Here is a 25,086-nt window from a genome sequence, read left to right on the forward strand (position 1 = left end):
TATGGCCTATTTTATCGATCGGCGTCTCAACGGTAAGAACAAAAGCGCCGTAAATCGGCAGCGCTTTCTGCGCCGTTACAAGTCGCAAATTAAGCAATCGATCTCCGAGGCCATCAACAAGCGTTCGGTGACCGATGTCGAGAGCGGCGAATCGGTCTCGATTCCAATTGACGATATCAACGAACCGAGCTTCCATCAGGGCCGCGGCGGCAGTCGCCATCGCGTGCATCCTGGGAATGACCATTTCGTGCAAAACGATCGCATTGAACGTCCGCAAGGTGGCGGCGGCAGCGGCGGTAGCGGCCAAGGCAACGCCAGTCAGGATGGTGAAGGCCAGGACGAATTCAGCTTCCAGATATCTAAAGATGAATATCTCGATCTTCTGTTCGAAGATTTGGCGTTGCCGAACCTGCGTAAGAATCAACATCGGCAGTTAAACGAGTACAAAACCCATCGCGCGGGCTACACCTCAAACGGTACGCCGGCTAATATCAGTGTGGTGCGCTCGCTGCAGAACTCGCTGGCTCGTCGTACGGCGATGACGGCGGGTAAACGCCGCATGTTAAACGAACTGGAAGCTACGCTATCCGAAGTGGAAAACAGCGAACCGGCGCAGTTACTGGAAGAGGAGCGTTTACGTAAAGAGATCGCTGAGTTGCGCGCGCGCATCGACCGCGTACCGTTTATCGATACCTTTGACCTGCGCTACAAAAACTTCGAGAAGCGACCAGAACCTTCCAGCCAGGCCGTGATGTTCTGCCTGATGGACGTGTCTGGTTCGATGGATCAAGCCACCAAAGATATGGCGAAGCGTTTCTACATTCTGCTGTATCTGTTCCTGAGCCGTACTTACAAGAACGTCGACGTGGTTTATATTCGCCATCACACTCAGGCGAAAGAGGTCGACGAACAGGAGTTCTTCTACTCGCAGGAAACGGGCGGCACCATTGTTTCCAGTGCACTGAAGTTGATGGATGAAGTGGTTAAAGAGCGTTATGACCCGTCACAGTGGAACATCTATGCGGCGCAAGCGTCGGATGGTGATAACTGGGCCGATGATTCACCGCTCTGCCACGAGATCTTAGCCAAACATATTCTGCCGGTTGTGCGTTATTACAGCTACATCGAGATTACGCGTCGCGCGCACCAGACCTTGTGGCGCGAGTATGAACATCTGCAGGCGATGTTTGATAACTTCGCAATCCAACATATTCGCGAGCCAGAAGACATCTATCCGGTATTTAGAGAACTTTTCCACAAACAGGCTGCAGAAGCCTGAGTCCATAAGCCGGTCACTGACCGGCTTTTTCTTTGCAGCAGCCCCACTCACTTCGCGCCATTTCCTGTTGTTTTTTCATACAAATTTAGCTGTGTATGGGATGCGGCCCCACAGAATGAAAAAATGTGCAATTAAGCGCTGACAAGCTATTGATAAGGCATTATCTTTCCACCTTGTCTGTGTGAATCGCCCGCAGTTTGTCTTTTTTGCCCCACCGCAGGAGAACGCCGTTGAATACCAGCATGATTTACAGTTTGTTCATTATTGGGTCCGTGCTGGTAGCAGCAAGTATTTTGCTCAGTTCCTTTTCCTCACGCCTTGGCATTCCGATTCTGGTGATCTTCCTCGCTCTCGGCATGTTGGCCGGGATTGATGGTATCGGTGGCATCGCGTTTGATAACTATCCCGTCGCCTATCTGGTCTCCAACCTCGCTCTAGCCATCATCTTGCTTGATGGCGGCATGCGCACCAAAGCATCTTCGTTAAAGGTGGCGCTCGGCCCGGCATTATCGCTGGCGACGGTTGGCGTGATGATCACCGCAGGGTTAACCGGCGTTGCCGCTGCCTGGCTGTTTAAGCTCGATCTGATGCAGGGCTTTCTGATTGGCGCGATTATCGGTTCGACCGATGCCGCCGCCGTATTTTCGCTGCTGGGTGATAAAGGCCTCAATGAACGTGTCAGCTCCACGCTGGAGATTGAATCCGGCAGCAACGATCCGATGGCGGTGTTTCTCACCATCACGCTGATCGACATGATTCAGCAAGGCCAGTCCGGCCTGAGCTGGATGTTTGTGGTGCATCTGGTGCAGCAGTTTGGTCTTGGCATCGTATTAGGCCTGGGCGGCGGCTGGGCGCTGCAGCAGTTGATTAACCGTATCAATCTGGCGCAGGGTTTATATCCGCTGCTGGCGGTGAGTGGCGGCATCATCGTGTTTGCGCTCACCACCGTGATGGAAGGCAGCGGCATTCTGGCGGTGTATCTTTGCGGCTTCCTGCTGGGCAACAGCCCGATTCGCAACCGCCACGGTATTTTGCAAACCTTTGACGGCATGGCATGGCTGAGCCAAATCGGCATGTTCATTGTGCTGGGCTTGCTGGTGACACCCTCCGATTTGTGGCACATCGCGGTGCCGGCGATGATTCTGTCGCTGTGGTTGATTCTGGTAGCGCGCCCGCTGTCGATTCTGGTTGGTCTGTTACCGTTCAAAGGCTTCACCGGACGCGAACGTATCTTCATCAGTTGGGTGGGCTTACGTGGCGCAGTGCCGATCATCCTCGCCGTATTTCCGATGATGGCCGGACTGGAGAACGCCAAGCTCTACTTCAACATCGCTTTCTTTGTAGTGTTGGTGTCGTTGATGCTGCAAGGTACCTCGCTGGGCTATGCCGCCAAACGCGCCAAAGTGGTGGTGCCACCAACCGCCTCGCCGATTAGCCGGGTTGGGCTGGATATCCATCCGGAGAATCCGTGGGAACAATTTATTTACCAGCTGAGCGCCGACAAATGGTGCGTCGGCGCAGCGCTGCGTGATTTACAGATGCCGCGCGAAACCCGCATCGCCGCCCTGTTCCGCGATAACGCGTTAATGCATCCCAACGGCAATACGCGCCTGAAAGAAGGCGATGTGCTGTGTGTGATTGGCCGTGAACGTGATCTCCCCGCCTTAGGTAAAATGTTCAGCCAATCGCCGCCGGTATCGCTGGATCAGCGCTTCTTCGGCGACTTTATTCTGGATGCCGAAGCGCGCCTGCGCGACGTGGCGCAAATCTATGGGTTGGAGTTAGATGAACAGACCAACGATCAGCAGTCGCTAGGACAGCTGGTAATGAGTTTGCTCGGCAGCACGCCAGTGGTTGGCGATCAGGTGGAATGGAAGCAGTTAACCTGGACGGTAGCAGAGAAAGAAGATAACCAGATTGTGAAGGTCGGCGTGCGCGTCAGCGAAGACAAGGATTAATCCGAGGCTTTATCGCTCGTAAACTGCGTGTGAACGACTATGCTCACTATTCAACCCAGCAAATACGGGAGAATGTAATGGGACGCGTGGTGAAGATTGGTCAATATGAAATCGTTGATGCAGAGTTCAATAGTGACAATGGCGACACTGTCAGTATTCCCTGCCATACCAATCCCGGCCTGAGTGACCAACTCGACGGCTGGGATGTGGATACCAGTGTACCGGCATGGATTGATGAAGAGGCTGTCGATCTGCAAATCGGACACTATGACAAGCAGCAGGACCTGTGGGTATTAAAAAAACCCGCCTGATTGGCTGGCGCCGCCATTGATGTGAATGGCGGTCATTCCGAAAAGCTGTCTTAAAATGAAGCGTAATATTCGCGATTAATTAACTTTTAACCATACATTTCAATTAAATAGCCAATTATTTCTTTAGTCATTTATTTCCTTTTCAGACTATTTCCATATTAACTCTGTCAAATAACTCCTGCATACTCTTAAACGTTGCTGCAGCTTTTCGTGACGTGCATCACGTCTCAAACGGTCCTTTCCTTGCAGCGCTTATGGCAGCACTGACTTATATCTCGCTGAAAGAATTAATCTTTCCATTTTTCAGCGGACCACTCCTGAGCGCGTACTTGATTCTGGTCAGGCCATCTTTTACTTAAGAAAAGAGAGCAGGTTTTATGGCAAGTACTTTGATAATGAATGATGCAACCCGCTCGTGGAGCGGACTGCGCAAAAACCTCATCGCAAAAGTCGCACTTAGTTTCTCGGATTTAATTGCATTAAATCTGGCATTGTTTTTATCTGCCGCCACCGTTCAAGGTATTTGGGGCGAACTGGATACCTTTATTCCGCCCCAGCAGATTGAATACCGGTTTATTGCCCAATTTAGCCTTTCTATTCTTTGCACCGCCTGGTTCTGGGTGCGTATGCGTCACTACACTTATCGCAAGCCGTTTTGGTTTGAACTGAAAGAAGTGATTAAAACCCTGTTCGTCTTCTCTCTGCTTGATCTGGCGTTGATTGCCTTTTCAAAATGGGACTTCTCGCGCATGGTTTGGGTATTTAGCTGGACTTACGCTCTGCTGCTGCTGCCGCTGATGCGTGCCGTGGTAAAACGCGCCATCAACCGCGCAGGTCAGTGGCAGAAGGAAACCATCATCATTGGTTCCGGTAAAAATGCCATGGAAGCTTATGCGGCGCTGCAGAGCGAGGAGATCCTCGGTTATAACGTGCAGGCGTTTATCTCGCTGGATGATGACCAACAGCATGAGAAGGTTAATGGCGTTCCGGTGATCACCTGGAAAGACATCAACTGGCAAACCATGGACCGTGACAACACGCAATTTATCGTCGCCACCGAATTTGAGCAGCAAGTGGTGCGCGATAAATGGCTGAAGTTCCTGTCCAAAATGAAGTGCCGTTCAATTTCCGTGATCCCAACGCTGCGCGGCGTGCCGCTGTATGGCACCGATATGTCATTCATCTTCAGCCATGAAGTGATGATTTTGCGCGTCAGCAATAACCTGGCGAAACGCTCTTCGCGCTTCCTGAAACGCACCTTCGATATCGTGGTGGCATCCATGCTGCTGCTGTTCCTCGGACCGGTATTTGGACTGCTGTGTGCGATGGTGAAACGTGACGGCGGCAATGCGATTTATGGTCATGAACGCGTTGGGCAAGATGGCGTGAAGTTTAAGTGCCTGAAGTTCCGCTCAATGGTGACCAACTCGCAGGAAGTGCTGCAAAACCTGCTGGCGACCAGCGAGGAAGCGCGTGCCGAATGGGACCGTGATTTCAAACTGAAAAACGATCCGCGTGTGACCAAAATTGGTAACTTCCTGCGCAAAACCAGCCTTGATGAGCTGCCACAGTTGTGGAATGTCATTCGTGGCGAAATGAGTCTGGTCGGTCCGCGTCCGGTGATTGAAGCAGAACTGGAGCGTTATGCCGGTGATGTGGATTACTACCTGATGGCGAAACCGGGCATGACCGGCTTGTGGCAGGTCAGCGGACGTAACGACATTGACTACGATACGCGCGTCTACTTCGATTCCTGGTACGTGAAAAACTGGGCGTTATGGACTGACATTGCGATTCTGTTCAAAACCGCTGGCGTAGTGGTTCGTCGCGACGGCGCTTACTAATACCCTCGAGGCGATGTCTGTGCACTTCGGCAGGCATCGCTTTTATTATCCCTTTCTTTTTCCCCTAAGAGTCATTACCCTTCCGGATTGTTTAACAGGTCGTCCGGTTCGTAATGCAAAAATTCACCTTAATACTTCTTAGCCTGGTGCTGCTGGCGCCGCTTGGCATTGATCTTTACCTCCCGACATTGCCGCAAATCGCCGAAGGTCTTAACAGCCCGGTGAGCCTCATCCAAATCACGATTCCTCTGTTTTTATTGGTGATGGGCATTGGCCAATTGATTACCGGTCCGCTGGTGGATAATTTTGGTCGTAAGCCGCTCGCGTTAATTGGTCTTGCGCTTTACATCACTGGCAGCGCGATTGCCGCTACGAGCACGCTGTGGCCGGTGTTCTTCCTCGCCCGCATCATTCAGGGTTGCGCGGTGTGCTGCACGGCGGTGGTGGCCTTCAGCGGCGTGCGTGACCGTCTCAGTGGCGAGGATGCCGCACGCGCTTACGGCTTTCTCAATGGTGCGCTGAATATCGTTCCCGCGCTGGCGCCACTGCTGGGTGGGATCCTCGCCGAAGCCTACGGCTGGCGGATGCCGTTCTGGTTCCTGTGCGGTTATGCGGTGGTGATCGGCTTGATCGTCCTGCTGTGGCTGCCGGAAACGCGCCCGGCGGACACCTTACGCGTTAAAGGTTTACCGCTGGCGCAGTATGCTGCCATCGCCCGTGAACCGCGCTTTCTCGCCTTTGCCTTTGCTAACGCCGGCGCGCTGGGCATGGTGCTGACCTATGTGTCTCTGGCGCCACACGTGCTGATGACCGAAGGCGGCCTGACGCCGTTGCAATTCTCTTTCGCCTTTGGCGCCAACGGGTTTTGGATCATGCTGGTTAGCGCGTTCGTAAACAAAACCATTCGCAAAGCGGGACGCCCGTTCTGCCTGGCGATGGGTTTCGCCACCATGTTGATCGGCGCAATTCTTCTGATGATGGGCAACACGCTGTTACCGGCGGCGTGGCAAAACCATTGGGCGCTGTACATGATTCCCGTGGCGGTTTCCGTTGCTGGCCTGGCGTTCACGGTCGGTCCCGCCACCAGCTACGCGCTGGAGCCGTATCAGCAGCAAGCGGGCGTGGCCTCAGCACTGCAGGGATTTATTCAGATGGCGTGTGGTGCGGGCGGCAGCATGGCAATCGTAGCATTGCCCGTTGCTGAGAAGTCGTCACTGGCATTGATGATGCTGCTGGGTGCAGCGCTGGCACTGACCGCCTGGCGCTGCAGTAAGAAAATGCACGGTCGCGTGACCGCGCTTAAATAACCTCAACCGGAACGCGTGGCGCGAGCGCACACATCAGCTCGTAGCCCACCGTTCCGGCGGCTTTTGCCACCTCATCGATCTTCACCTGATTGCCCCACAGCTCCACCTTTGAACCGATGCCGGCCTGCGGGCAAGGTTCTAAATCGATCATCATCATGTCCATGGAGATGGCGCCCAGCGTTTGCGTGCGTATGCCATCCACGCTGACTGGCGTGCCGGTGGGCGCATGACGCGGATAACCGTCGGCGTAACCACAGGCGACAATGCCGATACGCTGGGTGCCGCTGGCGTGATAGCGATAACCGTAACCCACGCCGTCACCGGCATTCAGCTGCTGCACACCAATGATTTCGCTGGTGAGCGTCATCACCGGCTGCAATCCGGTGCTGGCGATATCCTGCCAGTCGCCGCTCGGTGACGCGCCATAGAGAATAATGCCGGGACGCACCCAGTCAAAATGCGCTTCAGGATGCCACAGCGTAGCCGCAGAGTTAGACAGAGAACGCGGACAATTGAGCCCTTCCGCCGCCAGTTCGACGCGCTTCATTGGCTCAACGACTCCTTGCGGATTCTCCGCATCAGCGAAGTGCGCCATCAACGTCATTGCACCGACGTTCGGCAGAGCGCGCAGTTTTTGCCACGCCGCATGAGCCTGCTCAGGACGGAAACCAAGCCGGTTCATACCGCTGTTGATTTTGAGGTACACATCCACCGGTGCCGACAGCTGCGCTTTTGCCAGCGCCTGAATCTGCCAGTTGCTGTGCACGCTGGTGGTGAGGCGGTAACGATCGATTAGCGCTAAATCCTCGGCATGAAAGAAACCTTCCAGCAGCAGGATCGGTTTTTTCCAGCCCTGCTCACGCAGCAGGATCGCCTCTTCCATATTCAGCAGCGCGAAACCATCGGTTTCTGCCAGGCTTTGCCACACGCGAGCCACACCGTGACCATACGCATTGGCTTTTATCACCGACCAGACGCGTGATTGCGGGGCCGCCCGGCGAACAACGGCCAGATTATGACGCAGTGCCTGTTGATTGATGGTGGCACCGGTTGGACGTGACATGCTTTTACTCTCCCTGAGGTCTCAGCGCGCCGCGCTGGCGTTACGCAGTGGCGAAGAATGTGGCTCAAAACCTGGCAGGTAGCGCAGCACTGACAAATCATCTGCGGCAATCGCCGGTTTCTGACCAGAAATTAAATCAGCCAGAAGCTGACCGGAACCACAAGCCATCGTCCATCCCAGCGTACCGTGACCGGTATTGAGATAGAGATTGGAGAGCGGCGTGCGCCCGACAATCGGCGTACCGTCTGGCGTCATCGGACGCAATCCGGTCCAGAACGTGGCCTGTTCGACAAAACCGCCTTCAGGATAGAGATCGCGGACCACCATCTCCAGCGTTTCGCGTCGTGCCGGCAACAGTTTGGTGTTAAAACCAACAATTTCTGCCATGCCGCCCACGCGAATGCGATCGTCAAAGCGCGTTACCGCCACTTTGTAGGTTTCATCGAGGATGGTGGAAACCGGTGCGGCGTCGGCATTCTTGATTGGAATCGTCAGCGAATAGCCTTTCAACGGGTAAACCGGGATGGCGAGAATGTCTTTCAGCAGCGCGGTTGAATAGGAACCGAATGCCACCACGTAAGCATCGGCTTTGATCACTTCATCGCCACACTTCACGCCATAAATGCGATTGCCCTCACGCAACAACTGATCAACCGAGGTGTTGTAGCGGAAGGTTACGCCCGCCGCCGCTGCCATCGCAGCCAGACGTTGGGTGAACAGTTGGCAGTCGCCGGTTTCGTCGTTAGGGAGACGCAAACCGCCGGTGAGTTTATGCGCCGTTGCCGCCAGCGCAGGTTCGACATTTTTGAGCTGATGCGCTTCCAGCAGCTCATAGGGCACGCCCGCATCGCGCAGCACGGCGATATCTTTGCTGGCACTTTCGAACTGTTGCTGCGTGCGGAACAGCTGCAGCGTGCCGCCCTGCCGACCTTCATAGGCAATGCCGGTGCTGGCGCGCAGCGTTTTCAGGCAGTCGCGGCTGTACTCCGCGATGCGCACCATGCGGCTTTTATTCTCTTGATAGTGCTGCATGTCGCAGTTACGCAGCATATTCCACATCCATTCCAGCTGGAACTTGCTGCCATCGAGACGAACTGCCAGCGGCGCGTGACGCTGGAACATCCATTTGACCGCTTTCAGCGGAACGCCCGGCGCCGCCCAGGGCGCAGCATAGCCCGGTGAAATCTGTCCCGCATTACCGGCGCTGGTTTCCAGCGCGGCGGCAGGTTGACGATCAATAACCGTGACCTCATGTCCGGCCTGCGCCAGATACCATGCGCTCGCTACCCCAACGACACCACTACCAAGAATCACTACGCGCATAAGCCCCTCGTCGCAGCAAAAGAATAATTAACTATTAACCCAGCCCAACACAGCATAACCCGACCGCTGTTGAAATCTTACATTCGACCGACTTATTTCACATGTTTTTTACCTGACTGCACACTGAAATCATGCAACAGCGGCAAAATCAGAATTTTTTATGCCTTAAATCCCTTAATCAGCCATTTATTATGCGGAGGGCAGCGGTTTTGACTTTTTTCAGGAGAAAGCGCCGCAGTCATACAATCCACTTATAAACAGAGCATTATTCTGCTAAATGAATAATATCCAACATTTGCCATCAGTATTGGCTTAACTAACGCTTTTTGAATGATTTTCTGCCAAAAGAATTCGATTGAGATTCAGTTTCGGATAGGCGACAGTGGACTATCATTGAAGTGTTCGCTCAGTTTTTTGGGCCATCTTTACTCAGGATGAGGCCTTAAACGATCGTGACAGGTAACTCCTGCCGCTTGCAAAACAGAGGTGCGCTATGACGACAATCTTTGACGAGCCAACCCGCAACAGTAAACGACTCAGTGATGGTCCCGACTGGACCTTCGAACTGCTGGATGATTATCTGGCGGAAATTGACCGCGTAGCCAAAAGTTACGGACTGGAAACCTATCCGCACCAAATTGAAGTGATCACCTCCGAGCAGATGATGGATGCCTACTCCAGCGTGGGTATGCCGATCAACTATGCGCACTGGTCGTTCGGCAAGAAATTCATCGAAACGGAACAGCGCTACAAGCATGGTCAGCAAGGCCTGGCGTATGAGATCGTCATCAACTCCAATCCGTGTATCGCCTATTTGATGGAAGAGAACACCATGACCATGCAGGCGCTGGTAATGGCGCACGCCTGTTACGGTCACAACTCTTTCTTTAAAAATAACTATCTGTTCCGCAGCTGGACCGATGCCAGTTCGATTGTGGATTACCTGCTGTTTGCGCGAAATTACATTACCGATTGCGAAGAGCGCTATGGCGTAGAGGAGGTTGAGCGTCTGCTCGATTCCTGCCATGCGTTGATGAACTACGGTGTGGATCGCTATAAGCGTCCGCAGAAAATTTCGCTGCAGGAAGAGAAAGCTCGCCAGCAGAGCCGCGAAGAGTATTTGCAGAGTCAGGTGAATACGCTGTGGCGTACCCTGCCGCGTAAAGAGAAGGAGTCGGTGCACGTTGAGGCATCGCGCTACCCTTCTGAACCGCAGGAAAACCTGCTCTATTTCATGGAAAAAAATGCGCCATTGCTGGAATCCTGGCAACGTGAAGTGCTGCGCATTGTTCGCAAGGTCAGTCAGTATTTTTATCCGCAGAAACAGACGCAGGTAATGAACGAAGGCTGGGCCACGTTCTGGCACTACACCATCCTTAATCATCTGTATGACGAAGGCAAAGTTTCGGAACGTTTCATGATGGAGTTCCTGCACAGCCACACCAACGTGGTGTATCAGCCGCCGTATAACAGCCAGTGGTATAACGGCATCAACCCGTATGCGCTGGGCTTCGCGATGTTCCAGGATATCAAACGCATCTGTCAGACACCGACCGAAGAAGATCGCTACTGGTTCCCGGACATTGCCGGTTCGGATTGGCTGAAAACCCTGCATTTCGCCATGCGCGAATTTAAGGACGAGAGCTTTATCAGCCAGTTCCTGTCACCAAAAGTGATGCGTGATTTCCGCTTGTTCACGGTGATGGATGATGACCGTAACAATTTCCTCGAAATTGCGGCGATCCATGATGAAGCAGGTTATCGCGCCATTCGTCAGCAGCTGTCGGCGCAGTACAATCTGAGCAATCTGGAACCTAACATTCAGGTCTACAACGTGGATTTGCGTGGCGACCGCTCACTAACGCTGCGTTATGTGCCGCAACAGCGTGCGCCGCTTGATAAGAGCCGCAAAGAAGTGTTGAAGCATGTGCATCGTTTGTGGGGCTTTGATGTGATTCTGGAACAGCAGAATGAAGACGGCAGCGTCGAGTTGCTGGATCGTTCGCCCACGCGCGGCCCAACGTTGTAAGGCAAAAAAAACCGGACTGTCGAAGTCCGGTTTTTCTTTTATCGCTTGCTGGCTAAATCGTCCGGCATGCTTTTCTGCATCTTGTGCCAAATCTCACCGCTGCGGCGTCCGTATTCACGCACTCTATCGACAATCTGCTCCTGCGAAGGATTAGCCACGCACAGGTCAGCCAGCTGGCGATAGAAGTTACGCGCCAGTTCACGCGCTTCCAGACTGGAGAAGTAGTGACGACCCACGCGGGTATACAACCCTTTCAGGCCATTCAAAATCAGACCATAAATCGGGTTACCTGATGCAAACGCCAGGCCGCGGAACACGCGATAATCCAGCTCGGTATAGGCTTCGGCTTTGTCTTCCTCGATCAGTGCATTTTCCAGCACTTCGCGCGCTTTATCAGGATGATGACGCAGCGCACGGCTGATAAAAATCGAAGAGATGTTAGTCCGCACCGACAGCAGATTATCAATCAACTGTGGAACGCTATCGTGATCGAGTCGGGCCAGGGTTTCGAGGATGTTTAAACCGGAGGTTTCCCAAAAATCGTTAACGCGCGTCGGTTTGCCATGTTGAATGGTTAACCAGCCATCGCGCGCCAGACGCTGCAACACTTCACGCAACGTGGTGCGGGTCACGCCAATAAGTTCAGAAAGCTCACGTTCGGCAGGTAGAATGGATCCCGGCGGAAAACGACTGTTCCAGATGCTTTCAATAATATACTCTTCAGCAAATCCCGCGGGGCTCTGCGCCTTAATCACCATAGCATTTATTTCTCGTTGCTTTCTTTATCGTAATGCGACTCATCATACCAGAGCGGCTATAGCGGAAATAGCCTGCCAACCGATTAAAAGCGCGCGCTGGCGCAAAATTCAGCCGTGAATTCAGACGAAACGACGCTGGCAAGCACACGTTTGCGCTGCGCCTGCGGCTTGCACTTATCGGATGAAGCGCATGACCGGATCTTTTTTGGCCTCAACGCGACTTAAGTCATTTTTGTACATGATTTTTTCCCTTTACCTGGCTGGCACGGTTGCGCTTTTGGTTTACACTGCGAAACATTAACGGTTACAGGAAAAGCAATATGTTGCGATATTTGAATCAATGCTCGCGTGGACGCGGTGCCTGGCTTCTGCTGGCCCTAACGGCGCTAGCGTTTGAATTGACGGCGTTGTATTTTCAGCATGTCATGGGGCTGCAACCCTGCGTAATGTGTATTTATGAGCGTTGCGCGCTGTTTGGCGTGATGGGCGCGGGCATCGTGGGTGCGATTGCGCCAAAAACCCCGCTGCGCTGGGCGGCGATCCTCATCTGGATTTATAGCGCGATTGAAGGCACTCGCCTCTCTTACGATCACACCATGATTCAGTTGCATCCCAATCCGTTTGTCACCTGCGACTTTGCCGCTCGTTTCCCAACCTGGTTGCCACTGGATAAATGGTTGCCTTCGGTGTTTGTGGCCAGCGGTGACTGCGCCGAGCGCGGCTGGACTTTCCTGACCTGGAGCATGCCGCAGTGGATGATTGTGATATTCGGCGCTTATCTGCTGGTGGCGCTGCTGGTGTTGATTGCACAACCGTTCAAACCGAAACGCCGCGATCTGTTCGGACGTTAAACACAAAAAAACAGGCAGCCCTGGCTGCCTGTTTTATGTTTAACCGTTGCGATCCGGTCGATCGATTATATGCTCTTCCCAATCCCGCACTTCACTCTCCCGCACCGCAATAAAACGCACTGAAATGCGCTGCGCATGCATCGCCTTTTTAGAACCGGCGATCAGCGGATGCCAGGCCGGCAAGGTTTTCCCTTCCCCTAACACGCGATAGGCGCAGGTACGCGGCAGCCATTCAAAGCTGGTGAGGTTTTCACGCGTCAACTTGATGCAATTCTCTTCTAACTCAAAACGATGCTCGTAGTTACGGCATTGGCAGGTTTTGATATTCAGCTGATTGCAGGCCACGTTGGTGAAGTAGATTTCGTCGGTATCCGCATCCTGCAACTTATTCAAGCAACATTGGCCGCAGCCGTCGCACAGGGATTCCCACTCTGCGTCGTTCATTTGGTCAAGGCGTTTTGTCTGCCAGAAAGGTTGTTCAGTCATGATGGCGGTCCGGGTTAGCAAAGAGACCGCACCTTATAAAGGTTCAGGTGCGGTGATGCAAGTTTTACAGAACGCGCGTCGAAATACCGTGACCCGCCAGCGATACTTCCAGTTTGTCGCCAGAACGCATCGGGCCAACGCCTTCAGGCGTACCGGTCAGCACCACATCGCCCGCGCGCAGAGTGAAATACTGGCTCATGTAGGCAATTAACGGCAGAATTTTGTGGATCATATCGGCGGTCGTCCCGTGCTGACGCACTTCGCCGTTAACCATCAGCTTCAGTTCGGTATTCTGGGGATCGCCGCTGAACTCGGCAACCGGAATAAAACCTGACAGCGGACACGAGTTATCGAAACCTTTGGATTTTTCCCACGGTTGGCCCGCTTTCTTCAACCCGGCCTGCACGTCACGTAAGGTCAAATCCAGCGCGACGCCATAACCGGCAATCGCCTTCGCCACATGCTCTTCGCTCGCCTGCTTTAGCGTCGAGCCAATCAGCACCGCCAGCTCCACTTCATGATGCACTTCACCAAAATTTGCCGGGATTGACAGCGGCTGGCGCAGATCGCACACCGCGGTTTCCGGTTTGATAAACACTACCGGTTCGGTTGGTGTGGCACTTCCCATTTCCTTTATGTGCTTTGCATAGTTGCTGCCGACGCAAACCACTTTGCTGACCGGATGATCCAACAGAGCGCCCTGCCAGTTACGATGCTGATACATGCTATTCCCCTGCTTTGGTTGTGTTTGCCGCCAGTGCATCTGGCGATGAAGTCTGGCTCAGAGCCGGAACGCGGCACGCTGAGGTGGAATATATTAGCGGGTTTATGGCGGCAGGCGTGGCGGAAATTGTCAAAAGTCATTAATCGTGTACAACAAAATCAGCTAAACGCCCGGATAATTGCCCGCAATAAAAGGTTAAAGCGGGCAGTTAATTAACGCAAATAGCACTGATTATTTCTACAGGATATATTTACAGAGGAATCTGAATTAATCTTTTTTACCCTGATCGAGATGAATGTTGAGCAGACTTTCAACCGGCGGTGGAATTTGCAAATAAAAACCGTGGTCGCTTAAACCTTGCTTAACTTTATTGATATCCGCGTTAGCCAGCTTGTCACGCTTATCCAGTGACAGCACCATGGCCAGCTGGGGTTTGCCGAAGCCACGCAGCAGTTCTTCCGGCACCCGTGAGAAATCGTCTTTTTTTTCAACATAGAGATAAGTCTGTTCACGTTGCGGGCTTCTGTAGATCACACAAAACATATTTTTTACTCGAATTAACCGATGGCGTCACTTGCCTGAATATAGCAGTAACTATAACATGCTTGCAGAACTTCGAATATTGACCGTTTGATGTTATTGCCGATTTTATCGGCGAGCATTTAAGGGTCGTAAAACAGGACTGAGTCAGCACAGATGTCGCAAACGCCAATCGAATTCAAGGGAAGCAGTTTTACCCTGTCAGTCGTTCATCTGCATCATTCGCAACCCGAGGTGATTCGTCAGGCGCTACAGGACAAAATCGATCAGGCACCTGCCTTTTTGCTGAATGCGCCGGTGGTGCTGAATGTTTCAGCGTTAACCGGCGACATTAACTGGAAACAGATGCAACAAGCGGTGATGGCGACCGGTCTGCGTATCGTGGGTGTCAGCGGTTGCAAAGATGAAGCCCTGAAAAAAATGATTGCCCGCGCAGGTTTGCCGGTCCTTTCTGAAGGTAAAGAGAGCCGCAAACAAGCCGCTGCGCCGGTCGCTGTAGCCGCACCAGTTGTTCCGGCGGTGGTGGCTGATGCCGCCAGTAAAACCCGCATCATTAATACGCCAGTGCGTTCGGGCCAACAGATTTATGCGCGCAATGCCGATCTCATCGTCACCAGCAGCGTGAGCGCCGGTGCCGAACTGGTCGCCGACGGTAACATCCATATTTACGGCATGATGCGCGGTCGCGCGTTGGCCGGCGTCGGCGGACAACGCGACAGCCAGATTTTTTGCACCAACCTCGCCGCAGAGTTGGTCTCTATTGCCGGGGAATATTGGATGATCGATCAAATCCCGGCGGAATTCTTTGGTAAAGCGGCGCGCCTCAGCCTGATAGAGGGCGCGCTTACCATTCAGACACTTAATTAAGCCCCTTTTCTTTCGTTAAGGAAATCAACATTTATGGCACGCATTATTGTAGTTACATCGGGTAAAGGGGGCGTTGGCAAGACCACGTCAAGCGCGGCCATCGCTACCGGGTTAGCGCAGAAAGGCAAAAAAACCGTCGTCATCGATTTCGATATCGGTCTGCGTAACCTGGATTTGATCATGGGCTGTGAACGCCGCGTGGTGTATGACTTTGTAAACGTCATTCAGGGCGATGCAACGCTGAATCAAGCGCTGATTCGCGACAAGCGCACAGAGCAACTCTACATTCTGCCGGCTTCACAGACGCGCGATAAAGATGCACTGACGCGTGAAGGCGTTGAAAAAGTGCTGAACGATCTGGCGGCGATGGAGTTCGACTTTATCGTCTGTGACTCACCAGCAGGTATCGAAACCGGCGCGCTGATGGCATTGTACTTCGCCGATGAAGCCATCATCACCACCAACCCGGAAGTCTCTTCAGTACGTGACTCCGACCGTATTCTCGGCATTATCTCTTCGAAATCCCGTCGTGCAGAGAACAGCCAGGATCCGGTGAAAGAGCATCTGCTGCTGACCCGTTACAATCCTGGCCGCGTAACCCGTGGCGATATGCTGAGCATGGAAGATGTGCTGGAAATTCTGCGCATTCCTCTGGTTGGCGTCATCCCGGAAGATCAATCTGTCCTGCGCGCCTCTAACCAGGGTGAGCCGGTGATCCTCGACGCAAACGCTGACGCCGGTAAAGCCTATGCTGATACCGTAGATCGCCTGCTTGGCGAAGAACGCCCCTTCCGCTTTATCGAAGAAGAGAAGAAGGGTTTCCTTAAACGCCTGTTCGGGGGATAACCAATGGCATTACTTGATTTCTTTTTATCCCGTAAGAAGAACACAGCCAATATAGCCAAGGAAAGGCTGCAGATTATCGTAGCCGAACGCAGAAGGGGCGATAGTGAGCCCCACTATCTGCCGCAGCTGAAGCGCGATATTTTGGAAGTGATCTGTAAATACGTAAAAATTGACCCGGATATGGTGACCGTTCAGCTGGATCAGAAAGGGGATGATATCTCGATCCTCGAGCTCAACGTGACACTGCCGGAGCCGGAAGACGTTCCTAAATGATTAAAGCGGTATCCTGATTTTCCCCTGCGGTGTTGCGCAGGGGAAAATGCTCGCGTTAAAGTGCCTGCAAAATCTCGTCGATACCTACTTTCAGCAAATCGCCCCGCCAACCTGTCTGTAACTCAGGTGTGCGCGACGCGTTTTTCAATCCCCAATACACACTCAGTACCTGATTAATCTGGCGACGTGATGCCAGCAGTTCCTGGCTGAAACCACTCTCTTCACTCACCTTTTGCACCAGCGCTTTGATAGCTTTAAACGCCTGCTTATAGTGCGGATGATCGATCAGATTGGGCAGCGGCTGCGGCAAAGTCGCTTCATCCTGCGCCTGCGCTTCAGCCACCAGCGCCACCATCGCTTTACCGTGGAAGCGGATTTCATGGCCGTTCAGCCCTAAATGATCCAGCTCACCAAGGCTACCCGGCATAAAGCGCGCCACTTTCCACAGATTCTCTTCGCGCACCACGAAGTTCACCGCCATATCTTTCTGACGCGCGAGGTTTAAACGCCACGCGGCCAGGCGCTGCAACGCCGCCAGCTGACGCGGACGCAGCTGCCACGCATTGGTGATGTCGCGCCAGGCTTCTTCCGGTTGCAGCACATCCAGGCGGCGCTGGCACAGCATATTGCATTCGCTTAGCGCCGCCGCCATGTTGCCAGCTTCTTCAGTTTGCGCCACCAGCTGATGGGCAATCGGCAGCAGATAGGCGACATCGGCAGCGGCATATTCACATTGACGTTCGGTCAACGGACGCGCCAGCCAATCGGTACGCGATTCGCTTTTATCCAGCTCGATTTGGTTGAAATGCATCACCATCGAGGCAAAGCCCCACGACAGCGCCTGACCGGTAAACGCCGCCAGAATTTGCGTATCAATCATCGGATCGGGCAGGCATTTAAAGCGATGCAGGAACACTTCCAGATCTTCGCCACCGGCGTGCAGAAATTTGGTGACCTGCTTGTCCTGCAGCAGCGCCACAAACGGCGTCCAGTCACTGATATTAAGCGGATCGATCAGGATCAGCTGGTCGCCATCAAACAGCTGAATCAGGCCGAGCTGCGGATAGTAGGTGCGTGTGCGCACGAATTCGGTATCCAGCGCCACGGCGGCATGCTGGCGTGCTTTCTCGCACACGGCGGCCAGTTGGTCATTTTGGTCGATCAGGGTGTAATTCACGTTGTCTTTCTCGCTGCGGCAAACTACGCGCAGCGCTCCATGTTAAAAGCAATAAAAACGCCGGACTGTGCCGGCGTTAACCTGAGGAGAATGGCGCGTTACTGCCCTTCTCGCTTCGCCTCATCACGCAATTCGCGACGCAATATTTTGCCGACGTTGGTCTTCGGCAACTCGTCACGAAACTCGATAATCTTCGGCACTTTGTAGCCGGTGAGCTGGCGACGGCAATGATCCAGCACTTCTTCTTTCGTCAGTGACGGATCTTTCTTCACAATGCACACTTTTACCGCTTCGCCCGACAGATCGCTGGGAACGCCAATCGCCGCGGCTTCACGCACTTTCTCGTGCTGCATCAGCACATCTTCGATCTCGTTAGGATACACGTTAAAGCCTGACACCAGAATCATGTCTTTCTTACGATCGACGATGCGAATAAAGCCTTCGCTATCAACGGTAACAATATCACCGGTGTGCAGCCAGCCATTTTTCAGCACTTCATCGGTAGCGTCGGCGCGCTGCCAGTAGCCGGTCATCACCTGCGGTCCGCGAATACACAGCTCGCCCGGTTCACCTGGCACCACATCCTTGTCTTCATCATCGACGATGCGCACATCGGTGGACGGCACCGGCAAACCGATGCTGCCGGTATGACAGGTAATGTCATACGGATTCACTGACACCAGCGGCGAACACTCGGTCAGACCGTAACCTTCCAGCAGATAGTGTCCGGTGAGTTTTTCCCAGCGCTCGGCGACCGCTTTCTGCACCGCCATGCCGCCGCCGGCTGACAGGCGCAGCGTGGAGAAATCGAGCTTATTGAAGTTGGCATCATTCAGCAGCGCATTGAACAAGGTGTTGACGCCGGTGATGGCGGTAAACGGGAACTTGCTGAGCTCTTTGACAAAGCCGGGAATATCGCGCGGATTGGTAATCAGCAGGTTGGTGCCGCCAAGATCAAGGAACAGCAGCCCGTTCACCGTCAGCGCGAAGATGTGATAGAGCGGCAGCGCGGTCACCACTTGCTCTTTGCCCGGACGCAGCAGCTTGCCGTAAGTGGCTTTAGTCTGTTCCAGGTTGGCCTGCATATTGCGGTGCGTCAGCATCGCGCCTTTGGCCACGCCGGTGGTGCCGCCGGTGTATTGCAGGAATGCGAGATCGTCGTTGGTCACGGTCGGGCGCTGATAGGTCATCTGTTCGCCCTGCGACAAAGCGCTGCGGAACGGCACCGCGCCCGGCAGATGGTATTTTGGCACCAGCTTTTTCACGTATTTGACGACGAAGTTCACCAGCGTGGCTTTCACCGGCGCCAGCTGATCGCCCATACGCGTTAACATCACATGTTTGATGGGCGTTTCGGCCACCACTTTTTCCAGCGTGTGGGCAAAGTTCGAGACAATCACAATGGCGCTGGCGCCGCTGTCAATCAGCTGATGCTTGAGTTCACGCGGCGTGTAGAGCGGATTGACGTTAACCACCACCATGCCAGCGCGCAGCACGCCAAACAGCGCGACGGGATATTGCAGCAGGTTTGGCATCATCAGCGCCACGCGATCGCCCTGTTTTAACCCTAAACCTTGCTGCAGCCAGGCGGCAAAGGCGCGGCTCTGCTTTTCCAGCTGCCGATAAGTCATCGGCTGGCCCATATTGATGAAAGCCACCTGATCGGCGTATTGCTCTGTTGCGTGCTCGAAAAGATCGACCAGAGAAGCGTAACGATCCGCATTAATTTCCGCAGGGACATCTGCCGGATAGCGTTTGAGCCAAACCTTATTCAAAGAATCACCCCGATAATCTTGTTGCGTAGCCATCGCCGCCTCGACAATCAATGTTGTTAACAATATTTTAACTGATTGTACCAGTTTGCCTGTTTCGGCATTTTCAGGTTGCGAAGCGCATCACTAAATTTCGCGCATCGGTTGCGCGCCCAATAAAAAGGCCCGTTCGCAAGCACCGCGACCGGGCCGTAAATAACACAATTAATAGCTTACTCGGTGAGGATAGTTTGCACCTGCGCCGGTTGGCCGAGGTTCATGCCCCAGTACGGATTGGGTCCCCAATATCCGGGACGATGGCGCGTTGGGCCATACCAGATGTAGGGATCAATCGGCTGCGGCGGCGTCATCACCTGTTGCGTCAAATGCCAGCGCTGATAGCCGCGCACATCGATCACCACAAAGTTGTAGCTGGCCTTACCGATATCGCCTTTCTCGATGCCTTTGATGTTGCCCAGCACCGTGATGTATTGGTTATTCAAATCCACCGGATCAACAAAGCCGCGGATGTCGGCAAAGATGCGGCCAACTGAGGCTGCACCTAAACGCGGACGCGCGCTCTCATCCAGCGGTTGGGTCGCAATCTCCACGCGCGTTAAGCCGTTAAGATTGGTGACTTTCACCACTTTCCCGCCGAAGCGTGATTCCTGGCCGACAAACAGTTGCGGCGCGTTCATCACGCGCAGTAAATCTTGCTGTGGAAGCTCAGAACTTCCTTTAATTGAATCTGGCACCGAAACACAGCCGCTGAGCAGCATTGCGCAGGCTAACAGAGCGCCAGACATCCCTTTACGACTTATTGGCATAGCACTTCTCCTGTTATTTCTCTGATTAGACTGAGCACGCGAAAATAAGTTGCGCGCGACCTAGCGTCCCGGCAACTTTTTCCATGCCACTTCATTGCGCAGATAAACCGGCTCGGCATTCTCCACCGCGACCGCTTCATCACGCTGCCAGGCGCTGAGCGCCAGCGGCAGCATATCTTCGGCTGCGGGTAACAACACCTCTGAGGCAATAAGCTGTGCGCCTGGTGAGGTCAGCAGATGCGGATAAGCTTGCCAGCCGGTGCCAACAACGGTCCATTCGCCGCCTAATGCGGCAATACGTTGCTGCGCCACGTCAGGTTTGATCACCGCTTCGGTTTCCGCACCCTGCCATTCGCCGTTTTCGTCGCGCTGATATTCAGCCCAATAGAGTTCGCCCATTCGCGCGTCGATTGCGGCCAGCACGCGCGTCGCGCCGGTTAAACGCCACACGCCCTGCGCCATGGTCGCTAATGAGGAGACGCCGATCATCGGCAGATTCGCGCCGAGCGCCAGCCCTTGAGCAATGCCAATGCCGATACGCACACCGGTAAAACTGCCCGGTCCACGGCCAAACGCCAGCACGTCAAGCGCGGTCAGCTCCAGCTGCTGCGCCTGCAACAGCTCTTGCACCAGCGGCAGAATACGTTGGGTGTGATCGCGCGGGGCGATTTCAAAGCGGGCATCAATCTGCTGCAGATTTTGCAGCGCGGCAGAACAGGCTTCTGTCGCCGTGTCCAGAGCTAAAATTCGGGCGGACATAACAACCTCAGAGAGTCAAAATGGCGCGCATCTTATCACAGCCTGGCACAAATTAGTGATCCACTGGCTGACGGACAAATTCGATGGCGCGCGCAATATCGCGGGTGCGCGGCGTGGGTGGCAAACTGTTCAGGAACAGGCCGCCGTAAGGGCGAGAAACCAGACGCTGATCGCAAATCACCAGCACACCGCGATCTTCGGTATCACGAATCAAACGCCCCACGCCCTGTTTCAGAGTGATCACCGCATCGGGCAGTTGCACATCATTAAAGGGATCGCCGCCGCGCAAGCGGCAATCTTCCATGCGTGCTTTGAGCAGCGGATCTTCCGGCGAGGTAAACGGCAGCTTGTCGATGATCACCAACGACAGCGCATCGCCGCGCACGTCGACACCTTCCCAGAAGCTGCTGGTGGCGACCAACAACGCGTTACCGGCTTCCAGGAACTGCTTCAGCAGCTGTCCTTTACTGGTTTCACCCTGCAGCAGCACCGGCAACGTCATAGAAGCACGAAACTCAATGGCTAACTCGCGCATCATCTTGTGCGAGGTGCAGAGGAAGAAGCAGCGGCCTTTGTTGGCATCAATTAGCGGCTTCATCATGCGCGCCAGCTGGCGCGCGCCGCCAGGGTGATTGGGTTCCGGCATGTTGCGTGGCACGCACAGCAGCGCCTGCTGGGTGTAATCGAACGGGCTGTCGAGGATCATGGTGGTGGCGTTATCCACGCCAAGGCGGCTGGAGAAATGGCTCATCTGCTCATTTACCGCCAGCGTAGCAGACGTGAAAATCCACGCGGCTTTGCGGTTATCCATCACTTCCCGGAAGCGTTCCGCCACCGACAGCGGGGTCAGCGCCAGCGTGAAATGGCGGCTGTTGCACTCATACCAATAGCTGAAGCCAGGCTCATCAATGGCGCGCAGCCGTTTCAGGCGCGTGCGATACAGCGCCGCGCGCTCAAAAGCGGCGTCCAGCAGCGCGGAACGGCCGAGCGACAGTTTGATCACGTCGTAACAGAGTTCGAGCGCATCATCCAGCAAGGTAAACATGCGCATGATGTTGTTGTCGCTCAGCAGATCGCGCAGGTTGCCGCGAAAACCCGGTTCGCCGAGCGTCAAACGGAAATCCTGCGCGCACTGCGCCAGGCGATCGGCAGATTTCTGTAGCTGCTGTACATCCCGCACTTCGGTGCGATAGGCGATGATGATGTCTTTGGCGAGGTCCTGCAGTTGACGGCTCGACAGCCGCTGACCGAAATACTGGCTGGCGATATCGGGGAGCTGATGCGCTTCATCGAAGATCATCACATCGGCCTCCGGAATCAGTTCGCCAAAGCCGCCCTCTTTCACCACCAGATCGGCAAGAAACAGATGATGGTTCACCACCACCACATCGGCGTCCATGGCTTTTTTGCGCGCTTTGACCACGAAGCAATCTTTATACAGCGGGCAATCGCTGCCGAGGCAGTTATCGTTGGTGCTGGTGACGAACGGCCAGATCGGGCTGTCTTCGGCCACGCCGTTGCAGTTGCTGACGTCGCCATCGGTGGTTTCTGACGACCAGCCGCGCACGCTGATCAAATCGCCCAGCGCCTGAACGCTGAGATCGCCGCCGGTTTGATTCTGCTGCTCAAGACGTTCGAGGCATAAATAGTTGGAGCGCCCTTTCAGCAGCGCAGTTTTGCCGCTGAACTTCAGGGCACGCGCGATGGTAGGCAGATCGCGATTATAGAGCTGATCCTGCAACGCTTTGGAACCGGTGGAGACAATGACTTTTTTCTTTGCCCGCAATGCCGGCGCCAGATAGGCATAGGTTTTACCGGTTCCGGTGCCCGCTTCTACTACCAGCTCGCCGCCTGTTTTCACCGCCTCGGTTACCGCTTTGGCCATTTGGCGCTGTGCTTCACGCGGTTTAAAGCCCGGAATTGCCTGCGCCAGTGCGCCATCAGCTGCAAAATCGTCTGCCACACTTCCTCACATCAAAAATTAAAACCACTGTAATTATGTCAGGATTCCCGGCGGGCAACCACAACAGATGACATGCGCCCCTGGGATATGGCAGGCTAGCGCAGCAAAATTAAAGGAGAACAGCATGACCATTACGCGTATTGATCCAGAGCACCGTATGTCCGAAGCCGTGGTGCATAACCAAACCGTCTATTACACCAGCGTACCGGAAAACCTGGATGAAGATGCGGAAGCGCAAACCGCCAATGCGTTGGCGGTGATTGACGCCATTCTGACGCGCGTGGGATCGGATAAGAGCAAGATCCTCGACGCCACCATTTTTCTGGTGGAGAAAAGCGATTTTCCGGCGATGAATCGCGCCTGGGATGCGTGGGTTTCGCCAGGCAATGCGCCGGTGCGTTGCACCGTGCAGGCCGGTTTGATGAACCCGAAGTATAAAGTCGAAATTAAAATCATCGCCGCGCTGTAAAATCCGTTCGGGCGTTATTCGTTGTCGTCTTCTTCATCCTCGTCGTCTTCGAACATCGCCCGAATGGCTTCACCTTTATAGGTTTGACGAATCTCCTGCGCCACCTGCGCAATCGCCTGTCCGCTCGACATACCGCCCGCCATCAATTCCTGGATGCGTTCAACCGCTTGCTGCTGTTGCTCATGGGATAACGCTGGAAGACCTGTAAACATAATTCACTCCTGGTGCATGGGGGACGCATTATTACCACGTGGAACAAACGGGTGCCAGCAACAAAAAAATATGTCAGGCTAGCGACCTGCTTGCTGAAGTGATTTGTCCCATGATGGTAAAAAGCCTCGTTCTGAAGTATACGCCCGAAACGCTGTTAGACCTTTTTGCTCCGCTAGCCCACCAACGCTGGGCGATGTTGCTGACCTCCGGCCAGGCCGATCATGCGGATAATCGCTTTGATATCCTCACCGCCGATCCGCGCGCGACGCTGACTACACGCGGTGCCAGCACCGAAATTATCTGCGGTGATGACGTCATTCACTCCGCCGCCGATCCGCTGCTGCTGGTGCAACAGCAATGTGCCGCGCTGGGCTTCACGCCAGCTTTTGATGCCGGATTACCGTTTCAGGGCGGCGCCCTCGGCCTGTTCGGTTACGATTTAGGACGACGCTTTGAAAACCTGCCGCAGCGCGCGCTGCAGGATCTCACCACGCCGGATATGGCGGTAGGCATTTATGACTGGGCGCTGATCGCCGATCACCATCTGCAAAAACTGACGCTGATTTCGCTCAGCGATGCCGGGCAGCGCTGGCACTGGCTGCAAGCACAAACCGCGCCGCCCGCCGAGCCTTTCGCCTTGACCAGCGAGTGGCAATCCAACCTCAGTTATGACCAGTATGCGCAGCGGTTCCACGCGGTGCAGGCCTATATTCAAGCCGGTGATTGCTATCAGGTGAATCTGGCACAGCGTTTTCAGGCGGGCTATCGCGGTGATGAGTGGCAGGCATTTTTGAGTCTTACGCAGGCGAATCGCGCGCCGTTCAGCGCCTTCCTGCGTTTGCCGGACAGCGTGCTGCTGAGTTTATCGCCTGAGCGCTTCCTCGCTTTACAGCAGCAGGAAATAGAAACGCGTCCGATTAAAGGTACTTTGCCGCGTCTTGCTGATGCCGAGGCCGACCGTTTGCAGGCAGAGAAGCTCGCCAACTCGCAGAAAGATCGCGCTGAGAACCTGATGATTGTCGATCTGCTGCGCAATGATATTGGCCGCGTGGCCGTGCCCGGCAGCGTCAGCGTACCGGAACTGTTCGTGGTTGAACCTTTCCCGGCGGTGCATCATCTGGTTAGCACCGTGCGTGCGCGTTTGCCTGAGACGCTGAGTGCAACCGACCTGCTGCGCGCCTGTTTCCCCGGCGGTTCAATTACCGGCGCACCGAAGATCCGCGCGATGGAGATCATCGAAGAGTTAGAGCCGCATCGCCGCAATGCGTGGTGTGGCAGCATCGGCTACATCAGCCTGTGTGGCCGTATGGATACCAGCATCACCATTCGCACGCTGATTGCGGAAAACCATCAGCTTTACTGCGCCGCCGGTGGCGGATTAGTGGCAGACAGCGACCTTGATGCCGAATATCAGGAAACCTTCCATAAGGTGAACCGTATTTTGCCCAGCCTGCGTGATGGGACCTGA

At 54.3% G+C, this 25,086-nt stretch carries 24 protein-coding genes; 12 read left to right on the top strand and 12 right to left on the bottom strand.

Annotated elements, in window-relative coordinates; all coding sequences use genetic code 11:
* The first annotated feature begins 1 nt into the window (after position 1).
* From K5Y32_RS06550 to K5Y32_RS06570, 5 genes are all read left to right on the top strand, one after another.
* Positions 2-1,279 (top strand): YeaH/YhbH family protein, encoded by a 1,278-nt coding sequence (locus tag K5Y32_RS06550; RefSeq protein WP_222182295.1) that lies wholly within the window; start codon positions 2-4, stop codon positions 1,277-1,279.
* A gap of 230 nt (positions 1,280-1,509) precedes the next feature.
* Complete coding sequence (locus K5Y32_RS06555) at positions 1,510-3,237, top strand: potassium/proton antiporter (protein ID WP_101764211.1); 1,728 nt, start codon at positions 1,510-1,512, stop codon at positions 3,235-3,237.
* 77 nt (positions 3,238-3,314) lie between these two features.
* Complete coding sequence (locus K5Y32_RS06560) at positions 3,315-3,548, top strand: DUF1480 family protein (RefSeq protein ID WP_110866277.1); 234 nt, start codon at positions 3,315-3,317, stop codon at positions 3,546-3,548.
* Between the two features lie 377 nt (positions 3,549-3,925).
* A complete protein-coding gene (wbaP, locus tag K5Y32_RS06565) occupies positions 3,926-5,392 on the top strand; it encodes an undecaprenyl-phosphate galactose phosphotransferase WbaP (RefSeq protein ID WP_008110368.1) in 1,467 nt (488 codons plus the stop codon).
* A 113-nt stretch (positions 5,393-5,505) separates the two neighbouring features.
* Positions 5,506-6,699 carry a multidrug effflux MFS transporter gene (locus K5Y32_RS06570; protein WP_222182297.1) on the top strand — a complete coding sequence of 398 codons (1,194 nt, stop codon included), beginning with the start codon at positions 5,506-5,508 and terminating at the stop codon, positions 6,697-6,699.
* On the opposite strand, the gene dadX is transcribed toward K5Y32_RS06570, so the two are convergent.
* Both dadX and K5Y32_RS06580 read right to left on the bottom strand, forming a co-directional pair.
* A complete protein-coding gene (gene dadX, locus K5Y32_RS06575; protein WP_222182299.1) occupies positions 6,692-7,762 on the bottom strand; it encodes a catabolic alanine racemase DadX in 1,071 nt (356 codons plus the stop codon). The two genes, K5Y32_RS06570 and dadX, sit on opposite strands and share 8 nt — an antisense overlap.
* Before the next feature lie 21 nt (positions 7,763-7,783).
* The gene (locus K5Y32_RS06580; RefSeq protein WP_101764206.1) at positions 7,784-9,085 is read right to left on the bottom strand and encodes a D-amino acid dehydrogenase; all 1,302 of its coding nucleotides are present in this window, start codon (positions 9,083-9,085) and stop codon (positions 7,784-7,786) included.
* A 493-nt stretch (positions 9,086-9,578) separates the two neighbouring features.
* Here K5Y32_RS06580 and K5Y32_RS06585 point away from each other — a divergent pair, with 493 nt between their 5' ends.
* The gene (locus K5Y32_RS06585) at positions 9,579-11,114 is read left to right on the top strand and encodes a SpoVR family protein (protein ID WP_101764205.1); all 1,536 of its coding nucleotides are present in this window, start codon (positions 9,579-9,581) and stop codon (positions 11,112-11,114) included.
* 38 nt (positions 11,115-11,152) lie between these two features.
* On the opposite strand, the gene fadR is transcribed toward K5Y32_RS06585, so the two are convergent.
* A complete protein-coding gene (gene fadR, locus K5Y32_RS06590; RefSeq protein WP_222182301.1) occupies positions 11,153-11,872 on the bottom strand; it encodes a fatty acid metabolism transcriptional regulator FadR in 720 nt (239 codons plus the stop codon).
* 320 nt (positions 11,873-12,192) lie between these two features.
* Here fadR and dsbB point away from each other — a divergent pair, with 320 nt between their 5' ends.
* Positions 12,193-12,723 (top strand): disulfide bond formation protein DsbB, encoded by a 531-nt coding sequence (dsbB, locus tag K5Y32_RS06595; RefSeq protein WP_210080762.1) that lies wholly within the window; start codon positions 12,193-12,195, stop codon positions 12,721-12,723.
* A 39-nt stretch (positions 12,724-12,762) separates the two neighbouring features.
* On the opposite strand, the gene K5Y32_RS06600 is transcribed toward dsbB, so the two are convergent.
* From K5Y32_RS06600 to K5Y32_RS06610, 3 genes are all read right to left on the bottom strand, one after another.
* Positions 12,763-13,209: a YcgN family cysteine cluster protein gene (locus tag K5Y32_RS06600; RefSeq protein WP_008110381.1), complete on the bottom strand. Its 447-nt coding sequence runs from the start codon at positions 13,207-13,209 to the stop codon at positions 12,763-12,765.
* A 64-nt stretch (positions 13,210-13,273) separates the two neighbouring features.
* Entirely contained in the window at positions 13,274-13,933 is a 660-nt protein-coding gene (locus K5Y32_RS06605) for a fumarylacetoacetate hydrolase family protein (protein ID WP_222182303.1), read from the bottom strand.
* A 267-nt stretch (positions 13,934-14,200) separates the two neighbouring features.
* On the bottom strand, positions 14,201-14,476 hold the full coding sequence (locus tag K5Y32_RS06610; RefSeq protein WP_110866280.1) for a YcgL domain-containing protein: 276 nt from the start codon (positions 14,474-14,476) through the stop codon (positions 14,201-14,203).
* Positions 14,477-14,629: 153 nt separating this feature from the next.
* On the opposite strand from K5Y32_RS06610, the gene minC reads away from it, so the two are divergent.
* The 3 genes from minC to minE are packed head-to-tail and all read left to right on the top strand — an operon-like array spanning position 14,630 to position 16,459.
* Positions 14,630-15,340, top strand: a complete 711-nt coding sequence (gene minC, locus K5Y32_RS06615) for a septum site-determining protein MinC (protein WP_176970025.1) — start codon at positions 14,630-14,632, stop codon at positions 15,338-15,340.
* 33 nt (positions 15,341-15,373) lie between these two features.
* Positions 15,374-16,186, top strand: a complete 813-nt coding sequence (minD, locus tag K5Y32_RS06620) for a septum site-determining protein MinD (RefSeq protein ID WP_007889662.1) — start codon at positions 15,374-15,376, stop codon at positions 16,184-16,186.
* Positions 16,187-16,189: 3 nt separating this feature from the next.
* Positions 16,190-16,459 carry a cell division topological specificity factor MinE gene (gene minE / locus K5Y32_RS06625; protein WP_007889661.1) on the top strand — a complete coding sequence of 90 codons (270 nt, stop codon included), beginning with the start codon at positions 16,190-16,192 and terminating at the stop codon, positions 16,457-16,459.
* 55 nt (positions 16,460-16,514) lie between these two features.
* Here the strand turns inward: minE and rnd are convergent, their stop codons facing one another.
* The 5 genes from rnd to K5Y32_RS06650 all read right to left on the bottom strand — a co-directional run bounded on the left by rnd (position 16,515) and on the right by K5Y32_RS06650 (position 22,936).
* Positions 16,515-17,636 carry a ribonuclease D gene (rnd, locus tag K5Y32_RS06630; protein ID WP_222182305.1) on the bottom strand — a complete coding sequence of 374 codons (1,122 nt, stop codon included), beginning with the start codon at positions 17,634-17,636 and terminating at the stop codon, positions 16,515-16,517.
* Positions 17,637-17,734: 98 nt separating this feature from the next.
* The gene (fadD, locus tag K5Y32_RS06635; protein WP_222182307.1) at positions 17,735-19,411 is read right to left on the bottom strand and encodes a long-chain-fatty-acid--CoA ligase FadD; all 1,677 of its coding nucleotides are present in this window, start codon (positions 19,409-19,411) and stop codon (positions 17,735-17,737) included.
* Between the two features lie 209 nt (positions 19,412-19,620).
* A complete protein-coding gene (locus K5Y32_RS06640; RefSeq protein ID WP_176970028.1) occupies positions 19,621-20,214 on the bottom strand; it encodes a Slp family lipoprotein in 594 nt (197 codons plus the stop codon).
* 60 nt (positions 20,215-20,274) lie between these two features.
* Positions 20,275-20,973 carry a tRNA (adenosine(37)-N6)-threonylcarbamoyltransferase complex dimerization subunit type 1 TsaB gene (gene tsaB / locus K5Y32_RS06645; RefSeq protein ID WP_222182309.1) on the bottom strand — a complete coding sequence of 233 codons (699 nt, stop codon included), beginning with the start codon at positions 20,971-20,973 and terminating at the stop codon, positions 20,275-20,277.
* Positions 20,974-21,025: 52 nt separating this feature from the next.
* Entirely contained in the window at positions 21,026-22,936 is a 1,911-nt protein-coding gene (locus K5Y32_RS06650; RefSeq protein ID WP_222182311.1) for an ATP-dependent DNA helicase, read from the bottom strand.
* Positions 22,937-23,060: 124 nt separating this feature from the next.
* Between K5Y32_RS06650 and K5Y32_RS06655 the strand changes: the two genes are divergently transcribed.
* Positions 23,061-23,405, top strand: a complete 345-nt coding sequence (locus tag K5Y32_RS06655) for a RidA family protein (protein WP_061718729.1) — start codon at positions 23,061-23,063, stop codon at positions 23,403-23,405.
* A gap of 14 nt (positions 23,406-23,419) precedes the next feature.
* On the opposite strand, the gene K5Y32_RS06660 is transcribed toward K5Y32_RS06655, so the two are convergent.
* Positions 23,420-23,617, bottom strand: coding sequence for a YoaH family protein (locus tag K5Y32_RS06660; RefSeq protein WP_008110398.1), 198 nt, complete (start codon positions 23,615-23,617; stop codon positions 23,420-23,422).
* A gap of 110 nt (positions 23,618-23,727) precedes the next feature.
* On the opposite strand from K5Y32_RS06660, the gene pabB reads away from it, so the two are divergent.
* Entirely contained in the window at positions 23,728-25,086 is a 1,359-nt protein-coding gene (pabB, locus tag K5Y32_RS06665; protein ID WP_222182312.1) for an aminodeoxychorismate synthase component 1, read from the top strand.

This window comes from Pantoea sp. DY-15 (genome assembly GCF_019795935.1).
Taxonomy (GTDB): domain Bacteria; phylum Pseudomonadota; class Gammaproteobacteria; order Enterobacterales; family Enterobacteriaceae; genus Pantoea; species Pantoea leporis.

What these genes read in the sequence shown, in the direction of transcription:
- dadX (WP_222182299.1), bottom strand. Translation starts at nt 7,762, where the DNA reads ATGTCACGTCCAACCGGTGCCACCATCAATCAACAGGCACTGCGTCAT.
- wbaP (WP_008110368.1), top strand. Translation starts at nt 3,926, where the DNA reads ATGGCAAGTACTTTGATAATGAATGATGCAACCCGCTCGTGGAGCGGA.
- K5Y32_RS06600 (WP_008110381.1), bottom strand. Translation starts at nt 13,209, where the DNA reads ATGACTGAACAACCTTTCTGGCAGACAAAACGCCTTGACCAAATGAAC.
- K5Y32_RS06610 (WP_110866280.1), bottom strand. Translation starts at nt 14,476, where the DNA reads ATGTTTTGTGTGATCTACAGAAGCCCGCAACGTGAACAGACTTATCTC.
- K5Y32_RS06605 (WP_222182303.1), bottom strand. Translation starts at nt 13,933, where the DNA reads ATGTATCAGCATCGTAACTGGCAGGGCGCTCTGTTGGATCATCCGGTC.
- K5Y32_RS06560 (WP_110866277.1), top strand. Translation starts at nt 3,315, where the DNA reads ATGGGACGCGTGGTGAAGATTGGTCAATATGAAATCGTTGATGCAGAG.
- minC (WP_176970025.1), top strand. Translation starts at nt 14,630, where the DNA reads ATGTCGCAAACGCCAATCGAATTCAAGGGAAGCAGTTTTACCCTGTCA.
- K5Y32_RS06660 (WP_008110398.1), bottom strand. Translation starts at nt 23,617, where the DNA reads ATGTTTACAGGTCTTCCAGCGTTATCCCATGAGCAACAGCAGCAAGCG.
- K5Y32_RS06550 (WP_222182295.1), top strand. Translation starts at nt 2, where the DNA reads ATGGCCTATTTTATCGATCGGCGTCTCAACGGTAAGAACAAAAGCGCC.
- K5Y32_RS06655 (WP_061718729.1), top strand. Translation starts at nt 23,061, where the DNA reads ATGACCATTACGCGTATTGATCCAGAGCACCGTATGTCCGAAGCCGTG.
- pabB (WP_222182312.1), top strand. Translation starts at nt 23,728, where the DNA reads ATGATGGTAAAAAGCCTCGTTCTGAAGTATACGCCCGAAACGCTGTTA.
- tsaB (WP_222182309.1), bottom strand. Translation starts at nt 20,973, where the DNA reads ATGTCCGCCCGAATTTTAGCTCTGGACACGGCGACAGAAGCCTGTTCT.
- K5Y32_RS06570 (WP_222182297.1), top strand. Translation starts at nt 5,506, where the DNA reads ATGCAAAAATTCACCTTAATACTTCTTAGCCTGGTGCTGCTGGCGCCG.
- fadR (WP_222182301.1), bottom strand. Translation starts at nt 11,872, where the DNA reads ATGGTGATTAAGGCGCAGAGCCCCGCGGGATTTGCTGAAGAGTATATT.
- dsbB (WP_210080762.1), top strand. Translation starts at nt 12,193, where the DNA reads ATGTTGCGATATTTGAATCAATGCTCGCGTGGACGCGGTGCCTGGCTT.
- K5Y32_RS06580 (WP_101764206.1), bottom strand. Translation starts at nt 9,085, where the DNA reads ATGCGCGTAGTGATTCTTGGTAGTGGTGTCGTTGGGGTAGCGAGCGCA.
- minD (WP_007889662.1), top strand. Translation starts at nt 15,374, where the DNA reads ATGGCACGCATTATTGTAGTTACATCGGGTAAAGGGGGCGTTGGCAAG.
- K5Y32_RS06585 (WP_101764205.1), top strand. Translation starts at nt 9,579, where the DNA reads ATGACGACAATCTTTGACGAGCCAACCCGCAACAGTAAACGACTCAGT.
- minE (WP_007889661.1), top strand. Translation starts at nt 16,190, where the DNA reads ATGGCATTACTTGATTTCTTTTTATCCCGTAAGAAGAACACAGCCAAT.
- K5Y32_RS06640 (WP_176970028.1), bottom strand. Translation starts at nt 20,214, where the DNA reads ATGCCAATAAGTCGTAAAGGGATGTCTGGCGCTCTGTTAGCCTGCGCA.